General features: G+C 65.5%; 8 protein-coding genes. 1 reads left to right on the top strand and 7 read right to left on the bottom strand.

Annotated features, from left to right (window positions below; translation table 11 throughout):
* Positions 1 to 59: 59 nt before the first annotated feature.
* The 6 genes from DM995_RS13085 to DM995_RS13060 all read right to left on the bottom strand — a co-directional run bounded on the left by DM995_RS13085 (position 60) and on the right by DM995_RS13060 (position 10,492).
* Positions 60 to 731 carry a glutathione S-transferase family protein gene (locus DM995_RS13085; protein WP_031317962.1) on the bottom strand — a complete coding sequence of 224 codons (672 nt, stop codon included), beginning with the start codon at positions 729 to 731 and terminating at the stop codon, positions 60 to 62.
* 707 nt (positions 732 to 1,438) lie between these two features.
* Entirely contained in the window at positions 1,439 to 2,155 is a 717-nt protein-coding gene (locus tag DM995_RS13080) for a hypothetical protein (RefSeq protein WP_198669360.1), read from the bottom strand.
* Between the two features lie 187 nt (positions 2,156 to 2,342).
* Positions 2,343 to 6,866, bottom strand: a complete 4,524-nt coding sequence (gene gltB / locus DM995_RS13075; protein ID WP_116969699.1) for a glutamate synthase large subunit — start codon at positions 6,864 to 6,866, stop codon at positions 2,343 to 2,345.
* Positions 6,867 to 6,933: 67 nt separating this feature from the next.
* Entirely contained in the window at positions 6,934 to 8,367 is a 1,434-nt protein-coding gene (locus DM995_RS13070) for an NAD(P)-dependent oxidoreductase (protein ID WP_116970463.1), read from the bottom strand.
* Between the two features lie 264 nt (positions 8,368 to 8,631).
* Positions 8,632 to 9,435, bottom strand: a complete 804-nt coding sequence (locus DM995_RS13065) for an undecaprenyl-diphosphate phosphatase (RefSeq protein ID WP_023837548.1) — start codon at positions 9,433 to 9,435, stop codon at positions 8,632 to 8,634.
* A 52-nt stretch (positions 9,436 to 9,487) separates the two neighbouring features.
* A complete protein-coding gene (locus DM995_RS13060; protein ID WP_116969698.1) occupies positions 9,488 to 10,492 on the bottom strand; it encodes a hypothetical protein in 1,005 nt (334 codons plus the stop codon).
* Positions 10,493 to 10,782: 290 nt separating this feature from the next.
* Here DM995_RS13060 and DM995_RS13055 point away from each other — a divergent pair, with 290 nt between their 5' ends.
* On the top strand, positions 10,783 to 12,726 hold the full coding sequence (locus tag DM995_RS13055; protein ID WP_232824380.1) for an alkyl/aryl-sulfatase: 1,944 nt from the start codon (positions 10,783 to 10,785) through the stop codon (positions 12,724 to 12,726).
* A gap of 3 nt (positions 12,727 to 12,729) precedes the next feature.
* On the opposite strand, the gene DM995_RS13050 is transcribed toward DM995_RS13055, so the two are convergent.
* Positions 12,730 to 13,143 (bottom strand): NAD(P)H-dependent glycerol-3-phosphate dehydrogenase (locus DM995_RS13050; RefSeq protein ID WP_353653363.1); only part of this gene is annotated, 414 nt, incomplete at its 5' end.

Here is a 13,143-nt window from a genome sequence, read left to right as displayed (position 1 = left end):
CACCCCGTCCGTCGCTGCGCTCCGGCCACCCCTCCCGCAAGCGGGAGGGGAGACACCGCTCAGAAATCCGCTTCCTCGTAATGCGAGGGCGGCTTGATCACTTCCATCCGTTCGGCCAGCAGCGGACGAAAGGACGGCCGCGATTTGAACTTCCTGTACCAGTCCGCCGTCTGCGCATGCGCCAGCCAGTCGATGCCGCCCAGATAATCGGCGATCGAGATATGCGCGGCCGCAGCCAGGTCGGCCAGGCTCATCGTCGCGCCCGCGATCCAGGCATGATGGTCGAGCAGATAGTCGATATAATCGAGATGCGTGTTGGCGAGCCGCATCGCCTCGCGCAGCACGCGGCCATCGGGCGGCTGGCGATAGATCAGCCGCTTGCGCATGCGTTCGTGCATCAGCGGAGCGACGACGTCGCCGAAGAACTGCTCGTCGAACCACGCGACCAGCCGCCGGATTTCGGCGCGGTTGTCCGCCGACCCGTTGATCATCGGGTTCTTCTCGACCGTTTCCTCGAAATATTCGCAGATCGCCCAGCTGTCGCACAGCGTCTGGTCGCGGTCGCGATGCCGCATCACCGGGGTGCGCCCGGCGGGGTTCATGTCGAGAAACTCGTCGCGCTGCTCCCAGGGTGATTCGCGCACCAGCTCGTAGCCGATGCCCTTTTCTCCCAGCAGAAGCCGGACTTTGCGCGAAAACGGACACAGGGGAAATTGGAACAGCTGCCACATTCCATCCTCCATGCATCAGCCGCGCCAAGGCGTCCATAAAATGCGTGAGGGCATTCCAGCATTTTACGGCCAGATCGAGGCGACTCCGCAGCCGCCCCGCGCCACGCCTGAAGCTGAACAATCCGTCATTTTATTTCGATGAACTGATGGAATCTGTCGATTTGCCGCATCTTTCGTTCAGCTTGGGGACCGGGGCGAGGGTCTACACCCGCCCCGACGCCGGGCATGTCCCGGCGTAACAACGAAGGACAATAAAGATGAAAACTCTCTCCCCCATCAAGCTCGCTTGCCTTTCGGCTGTCGCAGCCCTTCCGTTCGCGCTTTCTGCCCCCGCGATGGCGCAGGACGTCTCTCAGGCTGACGTCTATGTCGGTGCGCAGGGCGGGTATCACGATCTGGGCGACAATCCGCTCGGCAAGGATGGCAGCCCGATCTACGGCGTGTTCGCGGGCGTGGATGTCCCGGTCGGCCCGACGCTGATCGTCGGCGCGGAAGGCAATTTCAACCTCGGTTCGAGCATCATCGACAGCGAATATGGCGCGACCGGCAAGATCGGCGTGCGCGTTGGCGAAAAGGGCCAGCTGTTCGCGCGGGGCGGATACCAGTGGGTCGACCTGAACCTGCGCAAGGCCACCGGCCTGCCCGTCCCCGCCGGGCCCCGCCCGCCCCTTCCCCAGGGCGGGCGGGGCTTTTTGCTCCGGCCAGGCTCAGCCGCGCGGATCGCCCGGCAGATAACGGCCCGTGACCAGCTTGAACGCGTCCGAGGTGCGTCTGGCGGGCCAACCGTCGGGCTTCACGAAAATGCCCTTGTGGGTCGACAACCAGTCTTGCAGGGCCATCGCCGCCGCCCTCACTTCGGGATCGGAGGGTTCGGATGCCGAATAGCGGACGATGGCGGGCATGGCGTCGAGCGCCGGCACCGCCTGATCGCTGAATCCCGAATGGCCAAGCTCCGCCATTCGGCGCAAGAGCAGCGCCGCACCGCATTGCTGCGACTTTGCCGTTTGCGACCAGGTGCCGTCGGCCACATATTTGCCCGACCGATAATGGTTGGAAAACGACCAGAGATAGGGCGATTTCACATCGGGGTGGAAGCGGCGATAGCCCCAGCCATTATATTCCTCGAGCTTGTACAGCGTGCCCGCCACGGTCCAGTCGGTCCATGTGTCCAGCTTTTTCAGCAACAGCGCGTCGCGCGCGCTTTCTTCCCAGGTGAACGGCGGCGTACCGGTTCTGGGTCGGCCCTTGGGCACCTGGACGGTGCGCGCCGTCAGCGGGTCGCCATTGTGCAGGTGCCTGGAGAAATTCTGGCTCGATTCCATGTTGTGCGTCACCGCGATGAAAGTCCATGGAATGCCCAGCGGCTCGCCGGTGCTTTCGTAGCGGTTGCGGTTTCCGTTCAGCTTCTGCGCCAGATCATCCACGGTAGAGGCACGCTGCGAGTCGACCCTGCAACTTTGGAAAAGTTGATTATATTCAACGCGCAACGCATCTGTAAGCTTTACTGCAGACATGAATATTCTCCCCTCGTCATGAGGGAAGAATATTCAATCTATAGCTGAATCCTAGTATGGAAATGCCCAATGCCGACGACGGTTTCTTGGTGGGTGCTTATTCAGCCGCCTCCATTGCCACGGCGTCGCTCAACGGATGGGCGAGCCGGGTCAGCATTTCCCTGGGGCAGACCTGCCAGAACTGCGGCAGATAGCGGTCCCAGTTGCGCAGGATTTCCTGGGCCCACTGGCTGTCGGTGCCCTCGATATGCGCCGCGATCAGCCCCTTGAGGCGATCTTCCCAATACGCGCTGTCGATGCGCTGCCAGACGATCGATTCGGGGTTCGCCTGGCCTGCGAAGCGGTCGTGCCGATCGAGCACGAAGGCCATGCCGCCGGTCATGCCCGCGCCGAAATTGCCCCCGGTCTCGCCCAGGATCACCGCGACGCCGCCGGTCATGTACTCGCAGCCATTGGCGCCGCAGCCCTCGACCACGACCTCCGCGCCCGAGTTGCGCACCGCGAAGCGCTCGCCGGCCTGTCCGGCAGCGAACAATTTGCCCGCGGTCGCGCCATAGAGCACGGTGTTGCCGATGATCGTGTTGGCATGGCTGACGAGAGGCGAGCTCACCGTCGGGCGCACGATGATCGTGCCGCCCGAAAGCCCCTTGCCGACATAGTCATTGGCATCGCCGAACACCTCGAGCGTGATGCCCTGGCACAGGAACGCGCCGAGCGACTGGCCCGCCGAGCCGCGCAAGCGGATGCGGACATGGCCTTCGTCGAGCGCCTTCATCCCGTAGATGCGGGTGATCTCGGCCGACAGCCGCGTGCCCACCGCGCGGTGTGTGTTGCGGACATTATAGGTCAGCTGCATCTTCTCGCGCCGATCGAACACGGGGCGCGCATCCTTGAGGATCAGCGCGTCGAGGCTGTCGGGCACGGGGTTGCGCCAGCTTTCCAGGTTGAACCGGCGCTGCTCGTCGGCGACATCGACCTTGGCGAGGATCGGGTTCAGGTCGAGATCGTCGAGATGCTCGGCCCCGCGGCTGACCTGGCGCAGCAGATCGGTGCGGCCGATGATCTCGTCGAGGCTGCGGAAGCCCAGCCGTGCCAGGATCTCGCGCACCTCCTCGGCGATGAAGGTCATCAGGTTGATGACCTTTTCGGGCGTGCCGGTGAACTTGGCGCGCAGCCGCTCGTCCTGCACGCACACGCCGACAGGGCAGGTGTTGCTGTGGCACTGGCGCACCATGATGCAGCCCATGGCGACGAGCGACAGGGTGCCGATGCCATATTCCTCGGCGCCCAGGATCGCCGCGATGACGATGTCGCGTCCGGTCTTGAGCCCGCCATCGGTGCGCAGCTTCACGCGGTGGCGCAGACCGTTGAGCGTGAGCACCTGGTTCGCTTCGGACAGCCCCATTTCCCAGGGCGTGCCAGCGTATTTGATGCTGGTCTGGGGCGATGCGCCGGTGCCGCCGACATTGCCCGAGACGAGGATCACGTCTGCGTGGGCTTTCGCAACGCCGGCGGCGATCGTGCCGATGCCCGCGGCAGAAACCAGCTTCACGCAGACGCGCGCATGCGGGTTGATCTGCTTGAGGTCGTAGATCAGCTGCGCCAAATCCTCGATCGAATAGATGTCGTGGTGCGGCGGCGGGCTGATCAGCGTCACCCCCGGCGTCGAATGCCTGAGCTTGGCGATGTACTCGGTGACCTTGAAGCCGGGCAGCTGGCCGCCCTCGCCGGGCTTGGCGCCCTGCGCGACCTTGATCTCGATCTCCTCGCACGCGCCCAGATATTCGGCAGTGACGCCGAACCGGCCCGATGCGATCTGCTTGATGCCGCTATTGGCATTGTCGCCATTGTCGCGCGGCAGATAGCGTTCGGACGCCTCGCCGCCCTCGCCCGACACCGCCTTGGCGCCGATGCGGTTCATCGCGATCGCCAGCGTTTCGTGCGCTTCGGGCGACAGCGCGCCCAGCGACATGCCGGGCGTGACGAAGCGCTTGCGGATTTCGGTGATCGCCTCGACCTCGTCGAGCGGCACCGGCTTGGCCGCGTAGTTGAACTCCATCAGGTCGCGCAGATAGACCGGGGGAAGCTCGCGCACCCCGGCGGCGAATTGCAGATATTGCGAATAGCTGTCCTTGGCGACCGCGGTCTGCAGCAGGTGCATCAGCCCGGCGGAATAGGCATGCGCCTCGCCGCCGTCGCGCTGCTTGTAGAAGCCGCCGATCGGCAGCCGCGCGACATTGCTGTCATAGGCCGCCTCATGCCGCAGCTTGGCGTTGAGGTGCAGCGAGGCATAACCCTCACCCGAGATCTTGGAGGGCATGCCGGGGAAAAGGTCGTTGACCAGCGCGCGGCTCAGGCCCACCGCCTCGAAATTATAGCCGCCGCGATAGCTCGAGATCACCGCGATGCCCATCTTGGACATGATCTTGAGCAGCCCCTCGTTGATCGCCTTGCGGTAGTTGGCGATGCACTTGTCGAGCGGAATGTCGCCGCACAGGCCGCGCGCCTGACGGTCTGCGATCGACAATTCGGCGAGCCAGGCGTTGACCGTGGTCGCGCCCGCGCCGATCAGCACCGCGAAATGGTGCGTGTCGAGGCATTCGGCGGTGCGCACGTTGATCGAGGCATAGGCGCGCAGGCCCTTGCGCACGAGATGCGTGTGCACGGCCGCCGCCGCCAGGATCATCGGCACGCCGATCTGATCCTCGTCGGCCTTTTCGTCGGACAGGAAGATTTCGGTGCTGCCTTCGCGCACCGCTTGCTCAGCTCGCTCGCGGATGCGGCTGATCGCCGCGCGCAGCTGTTCGGGGCCGCCCTCGGCCGGGAAGACGCAGTCGATCTCGGCGACCAGCCGGCCGAAATCGGCCTTGAGCCTGCCCCATTCGCTGTTGGTCAGCACCGGGCTTTCGAGCACCAGCACGCGCTCGTTCTGGCTGTCCTGCTCCAGGATGTTGGCCAGGTTCGAAAAGCGCGTCTTCAGGCTCATCACATGCCGCTCGCGCAAGCTGTCGATCGGCGGGTTGGTGACCTGGCTGAAATTCTGGCGGAAGAATTGCGCGATCGGGCGGGGCTTGGCGCTGACCACCGCAAGCGGGGTATCGTCGCCCATCGATCCGATGGCTTCCTTGCCGTCCTCAGCCATCGGCGCGAGGATCGTCTCCATGTCCTCGATCGTCAGGCCCGCCGCGACCTGGCGCCGGGTCAGTTCGGCCCGGTTCAGCTGCGGGATCGAATCGGCACCGGCGGGCGGCAGATCGGCGATCGAGCGGAAGCCCTTGACCAGCTCGCGATAGGGCTGTTCGGCGGCGATCCGGTCCTTGATCTCGCGATCATGGTAGAACCTGCCCTCGTGCAGATCGACCGCGATCATCTGGCCCGGCCCCAGCCTGCCCTTTTCGACGATGCTGCTTTCGGGCAGCACCACCATGCCGGTTTCCGACCCGATGACGAGCAGATTGTCGTTGGTGAGGCTGTAGCGCAGCGGGCGCAGCGCGTTGCGGTCGACGCCCGCCACCGCCCAGCGGCCATCGGTCATCGCCAGCGCTGCGGGGCCGTCCCAGGGCTCCATCACGCTCGCCATATATTCGTACATCGCCTTGTGCTCGGGCGGCAGCACCTGGTCGCCCTGCCAGGCTTCGGGCACGAGCATGATCTTGGCGGTGGGCGCCTCGCGGCCCGAGCGGCAGATCGCCTCGAACACCGCATCGAGCGCCGCCGTGTCGGACGCGCCGGCCGGAATCACCGGCTTGATGTCCTCGCTGTTCTCGCCAAAGGCCAGCGACGCCATCTTGATCTCGTGGCTCTTCATCCAGTTCTTGTTGCCCCGGATGGTGTTGATCTCGCCATTGTGCGCGAGGCAGCGGAACGGCTGCGCCAGCCACCATTGCGGGAAGGTGTTGGTCGAATAGCGCTGGTGGAAGATCGCGATGCGGCTCTCGAAGCGCGGATCGGTGAGGTCGGGATAGAAGACCGACAGGCTCTCCGCGAGGAACAGGCCCTTGTAGATGATCGACCGGCACGACAGCGAGCAGATGTAGAAATCGTTGATCTGCGCGGCGATCACCTTGTTCTCGATCCGGCGGCGGACGAGATAGAGCTGCTTTTCGAACTCGGCGATATTCTGTTCGTCGGGCATGGGCCCTGCGATCATGATCTGCTCGATCTCGGGCCGAGTGCGCTGCGCCTTGTCGCCGATGACCGCGATGTTCACCGGCACCTGACGCCAGCCATAGATGGTATAGCCCGCCTCGATGATCTCGCTCTCGACGATGGTGCGGCAGGTTTCCTGCGCCTGCAGGTCGGTGCGCGGCAGGAAGACCATGCCGACCGCGAGCTTGTTGGGCAGCACCTTGTGACCCGAATCGGCGATCGCATCGTCGAAGAAGCGCACAGGCAGGTCGACATGCAAGCCTGCGCCGTCGCCGGTCATGCCATCGGCATCGACCGCGCCGCGGTGCCACACCGCCTTCAGGGCATCGATCGCGCTTTCGACGACGCGGCGTGAGGGCTTGCCGTCGGTTGCGGCGACCAGGCCGACGCCGCAGGCATCGGATTCATAGTCGGGCCGATACATGCCTTCGCGGGCAAGGCGTTCGTGCTCGGGCGTGGGGAAGTGGGTCATGTCACGTGTCTTTCGTCTCGACCGGCCGGGGCGTCGCGCTCATCCGGCCTGGTCCTTCACATCTTGCTCAGGCGGCGACCATTTCGGCTCCGGCGCGCGCCTTGGCCTTGAGATATTTGTGCATGTGCTCGGCCACGTCGCGCCCGTCGCGGATCGCCCAGACCACCAGCGAGGCGCCGCGCACGATATCGCCTGCGGCAAACACGCCATCGAGGCTGGTCATCATCGTCTTGTGGTCCACGCGCAGCGTACCCCAGCGCTGCACCGAGAGTTCGTCGCAGCCGAACGCGGTCGGCAGGTCCTCGGGGTCGAAGCCCAAGGCCTTGATGACGAGATCGGCAGGCACCGAGAAATCGCTGTCGGGATCGGGCTCGGGCGCGCTACGGCCCGAAGCGTCGGGCGCGCCCAGCCGCATGCGGCTGGCGCGCACGGCGCTGGCCTGCGGGGTGCCCTCGACCGCGACGGGCCCGGAGAGCCAGACGAACTCGACGCCCTCTTCCTCGGCATTGAGCACTTCGCGCTGCGATCCGGGCATGTTGACCCGGTCACGGCGGTAGAGGCACTTGACCGAGGCCGCGCCCTGGCGAACCGCCGTGCGCACGCAGTCCATCGCGGTATCGCCACCGCCGATCACGACGACGTGCTTGCCTTGCGCGTTGAGCGCGCCGCTGTCGAAATCGGGCACGTCATCGCCAAAGCCCTTGCGGTTCGAGGCGATGAGATAATCGAGCGCGGCGACGACGCCATCCGCGCCGATGCCCGGCACCTTGATGTCGCGCGCCTTGTAGACGCCGGTCGCGATCAGCACCGCATCGTGCCTTTCGCGAAGATCGTCCATGCTGGCGTCGCGGCCGACCTCGAACCCGCAATGGAAGACGATGCCCGCTTGCTCGAGCCGGGCGACGCGGCGCATGACGACATCCTTTTCGAGCTTGAAGCCGGGAATGCCATAGGTCAGCAGCCCGCCCGCGCGGTCGTGCCGGTCATAGACATGCACGTCATAGCCGCCCATGCGCAGATATTCGGCCGCGGTCAGCCCGGCCGGGCCCGCACCGATGATGCCGACCGACTGGCCGCGCGGCTTGCCGACCAGCACCGGCTCGACCCAGCCCTGTTCCCAGGCGGTATCGGTGATGTACTTTTCGACCGATCCGATGGTGACCGCGCCGTGCCCGGAAAACTCGATCACGCAATTGCCTTCGCAGAGGCGATCCTGCGGGCAGATGCGGCCGCAGATCTCGGGCATGGTCGAGGTTAGGTTCGACATTTCATAGGCTTCGCGCAGCCGCCCTTCGGCGGTCAGGCGCAGCCAGTCGGGAATATGGTTGTGCAGCGGGCAATGGGTCGAGCAATAGGGCACGCCGCATTGCGAGCAGCGCGCCGATTGCGCCTGCGCGGCGGCTCCATCGAACCTGTCGGAGATTTCCTCGAAATCGTCGGCGCGGTCCTCGGCGCTGCGCTTGGGCGGATAGGCCTGCCCGCGATCGACGAATTGCAGCATCGCCAGCTTTTCCGCCGCCAATGCCGCCGCCCTGGCCACATTCTGTTCGTGCTGTTGGTCAGCCATGCCCCTGCCCTTGCTTCGCAAACGATAGGCGCGGCAAGGATTGCGCGCGCCGCAACTGACGCAGCTTTAGGGCATCGGATGCGCCGAGTCACGCACTTTTGTATCGATAGGTCAGCATTGTTGACTATTGATTGCTGAGCACAATCATTTCGTCGCAGGTTGGGACAATTTCCTCGCCACAACGGTTCCGATCCGGACCTATCGGTTGGCGAGCCATACCAGAGCCGCCGCGCCCGCGACGATGCGATACCAGGCAAAGGGCGCGAAACCGTAGCGCGTCACGATCTTCAGGAACGCCTTGACCACCACCAGAGCGACGATGAACGAGACGACGAAGCCGATCGCGATCGCGCCAAATTCGTCCGGGGTCAGCAGGTCGCGGTTCTTGTACAGCTGGAGCACCGTCGCCCCGGTCAGCGTCGGCAGCGCGAGAAAGAAGCTGAACTCCGCCGCGGTCTTGCGGTCCACGCCCATCGCCATCGCGCCCAGGATGGTCGCGCCCGAGCGGCTGACCCCCGGGATCATCGCGATGCACTGGACCAGACCGATGCCGATCGCGGTCTTGAACGGCACGCCCGCCACGCCGCCGGCATCGCTGGTCTTGGCGAGCTTTTCCACCACCAGGATCGCCACCCCGCCGATGATCAGCGCCCAGGCGACGACCACCGCATTTTCGAGCAGCTTGTCGATCTGGTCGCCGAACGCGAGGCCCAGGATCACCGCAGGGAAGAACGCGATCAGCAGGTTGCGCGTGAACGCCACCGCCGAGGGCTCCCAGCGCATCAACCCAGCGAGCACATCCATGAAGGTGCGCCAGTAGAGCACGACGATCGCCAGGATGGCGCCGGGCTGGATCGCGATGTTGAACACCGCCCAGGCCTCGGCATCGAAGCCGAGCAGTTCGGTCGCAAGAATGAGGTGTCCGGTGGAAGAGACCGGCAGAAACTCGGTCAGGCCTTCGACGATTCCCAGCAATATGGGGATGAGATACATTTCGATCATGGCGCCTTAAGAGCGACGCCCCGCCGCCAAGTCAACCGGATAGCGCCGTATTTCAGGCGGAAAGCCCGGCTGTCAGCCTGGCGAACGCCTCGTGCGAAACCCCGGCCACGCCCTCGCGCCAGCGCGCCGGATCGGCGGTCATCGTGTATTTGCGCGACTTGTTGGTGCCCACCCCGCCCAGAATGCCGATGACATTGCTCACCGTCTCGAGCGTCTTTGCGGTGCCGCCGGTGGTGTCCGCGAACGTGCCGTAATCGCCGCCCATCGCCACCGGCTCCTTGAGCACCACCGATCCGGTCTTGCCGCCCGGCGCGAACACGGTGAGCTGGCTGGCATCGGGAAAGGCGGCAAGGCTCGACTTGACCTTGACCGCAGAACTGGTGGTGAAGAAGCCGCCATAGCTGTCGGCATCGGCGAAATCGACGAGCAGCAGCGCGTTGATCACCGGCAGGCCCGAGGATTTGGCATAGGTCTTGGCGTTCATGCTCGCATTGACCACGCTCATGTTGAACGCGAAATCGAAGCCGCCGCCGGTCAGGATGCCCAGCCATTCCTGCAGCACCACCGGATCGCCTAGGCTCGCCGGGCTGAACAGCCGCGCCTTGGCCTTGTCGTCGCGCCCGGTGATCAGCGTGCGCTCCTCGCCATTGGGCAGCGGCTTGACCTTGCTGCCATAGGCCGAAACCAGCGCCTGGCGATCGGCGAGCGTGATGCCGAGCGCGGCCAGCCGATCGGTGAACGCGGCATAGGCCGCCTCGGTCGCGTCGCGGAAATCGGTGTCGGTGAGCCCGGCAAGATAGCTGCGCGCGGTCGACTTTCCGCCGAACCCGCCACCCATCAGCCCGCCGCCTGCCCTGGCGCGGTCGATCCGCTCGGTCAGATAGCCGACCGCGAACGATCCGATCACCGCCTGACGCATCCCGGCGAGCGCTGCGGGGTTCTTGACCGCCACCGGCGACTTGGCCTTCTTGGCGGCGAGCGCAGGCGCGGGAAGCGCGGCAAAGGCGGCGGCGCTGGCCGATGCGATCAGAAAGTGGCGGCGATCAAGCGTCATCATGTCCCCCTGGCTCGAAGCGACGACCCCGGCGGGCGCTGAACCCGCCGGGATCGCCTTTCCATCACCTGCCACCGACCAGCAGGGTCGCGGTTTGCTGAATGTTCGGTGGCCTGTCATGAAAAGCGGATGCTTCGTTGGAGACAGGCTTAATCCGCGCTTTGCCATCGCCACACCCCGATTGGGGGGGATTTGAACCGGGGCACGATCAATGGCTGACAGCGCGCGAACAATATGGCAGCATGACTGCCAATAAATCGCCTGGGCAAGGCGATGCGATCAGGAGGGTGCAGATGAAACGGGTGCTGAAGACCGGCGCGATGGCGCTGGCATTGATGAGCGGTACGGCTGCGCAGGCGCAGCTGAGCGATGCCGAGCGCGCGGCAGTGCTGGCGCGGCTTCCCACCGATGACGGCAGCGACATGGCCGATGCCACACGCGGCAAGATCGCCGAAATTCCCGGCGGCGTGATCAAGAGCGCTGATGGCAAGACCGTCTGGGACGCAAGCGCCTTCGACTTCCTCAACGCCGAGACCGCGCCTGCGACCGTGCACCCCTCGCTCTGGCGGCAGGCGCGGCTCAACCATATCCACGGGCTGTTCGAGATCGTCCCCGGCAAGGTCTGGCAGCTGCGCGGCTATGACATCGCGGTGATGACGATCATCGCGGGCAAGACCGGCTGGATCGTCGTCGATCCGCTGCTCACCGAGGAGGCCGCCGCCGCCGCGATGCAGCTGGCCGAGAGCCGGATCGGCAAGCGCCCGATTTCCGCCGTGCTGTTCAGCCACAGCCATGCCGACCATTTCGGCGGGGTGGGCGGCATCGTGTCGGCCGAAGAGGCGAAGAAGCGCAAGGTGCCGATCGTCGCGCCGCACGGCTTTGCCGAAGAGGCGGTGAGCGAGAACGTGCTCGCGGGCAACGCGATGACCCGGCGGTCTGCCTATATGTTCGGCACTGCGCTCGCGCCGGGGGCGCAAGGCCGGGTCGACAATGGCCTGGGCACCGGGCTGTCGATCGGCACCACCGGTTACATGGCCCCGACGATGCTGATCGGCCCCGAAGGCGGGCTCAAGGTGATCGACGGGGTGCGCTTCGACTTCATGGATGCGGCGGGCACCGAGGCCCCGGCCGAATTCCTGTTCTACCTGCCCGATTTCAAGGTGCTGCACACCACCGAGGTATCGGTGAAGACGCTGCACAACATCCTGACGCTGCGCGGCGCGCAGGTGCGCGATGCGCTGCGCTGGTCGAAGATCATCGACAAGGCGCTGGTCAAATGGGGTGGCGAGGCCGAGGTGCAGATCGCCTCGCACAACTGGCCGACCTGGGGCCAGGCGCGCGTGGCCAAATATCTGGAGAACCAGCGCGATGCCTATCGCTATGTCCATGACCGCACGCTCGGCCGCGCCAATGCGGGCATGACTTTGCACGAGGTCGCGGACGGTATCGCCGAACCGGCGGCGCAGCAGGCGGCCTATGCCGCGCGCGGCTATTACGGCACGATCAACCACAATATGAAGGCGACCTATCAGCGCTATTACGGCTGGTGGGACGGCGTCCCCGCCAATTTCAATCCGCTGCCCCCGGTGGCGGCGGGCAAGGGCTATGTCGAGCTGGCGGGCGGCGCGGACAAGCTGCTCGAAGCTGGCAGGAAGGCGCAAGCGGCCGCCAACCACCGCTGGGCTGCCGAGCTATTGAACCACCTCGTCTTTGCCGAACCGAACAACGCCGCTGCCAAGGCGGCATTGGCGGACAGCTACGAGGCGCTCGGCTTCGCCGCCGAATCGGGCATCTGGCGCAATTACTATCTGGCGGGCGCCGCCACGCTGCGCGGGACCGAACTGCCGCGCAAGGGGGCGAGCACGCAGAGCCGCAGCTTCATCAGCGCCATCCCCACCGCCGAGTTCTTCGACGCGCTGGCGACCCGCTTTGCCGCCGAGCGCGCGGGCAACATGCGCGCGAAGATCAACTTCATCCTGCCCGATACGAAGGAGATGCTGGGGATCATGGTCAATGGCGATGTCGAGGTGCCGCGCTATGGCGCGACGCTCGCCGATGCCCAGGCTACCGTGACGCTCAACCGCAAGGATTTCGACGCGATCGTGATCGGCAAGACCGATTTCCCGACGCTGATGAAATCGGGCGCGATGAAGATCGACGGCGATTCGGGGCTGTTCCTGCGCTGGCTGATGCTGCACCCGCCGTTCGACCCGGCCTTCGCGGTGGTGACGCCCTGAGCGCTACTCGGCCGTGAGCGGGCGGGCGAGCAGCGCGGCAACGGCATCGCCCGCCGCGACCTCGCCCGCAAGCAGCGCGCACACGGTATCGACGATCGGCATCGCGACGCCGCGCGCGCTGGCCACGCGTTGCAGCACCGGCGCAGTGAACGCACCTTCGGCAACCGTCGCGCGATCGGCGAGCACGTCTGCCGCCTTGAGTCCCTCGCCCAGCGCCTTGCCGAGCGAGAAATTGCGTGAGCTGACTGAGGAGCAGGTCAGCACCAGATCGCCCAGCCCCGACAGGCCCGAGAGCGTCTCGGCCTGCGCCCCGCAGGCGAGGCCGAAGCGCGTCATCTCGGCAAAGCCGCGCGCGATCAGCGCGGCGCGGGCGTTCTGGCCGAGCCCCAGCCCCTCGACCACCCCGCAGGCGATCGC

The organism is Blastomonas sp. UPD001, assembly GCF_003426715.1.
Taxonomy (GTDB): Bacteria; Pseudomonadota; Alphaproteobacteria; order Sphingomonadales; family Sphingomonadaceae; genus Blastomonas.
The sequence above is the reverse complement of the archived record's forward strand: the minus strand, read 5'-3'. Positions and strand labels throughout refer to the sequence as shown.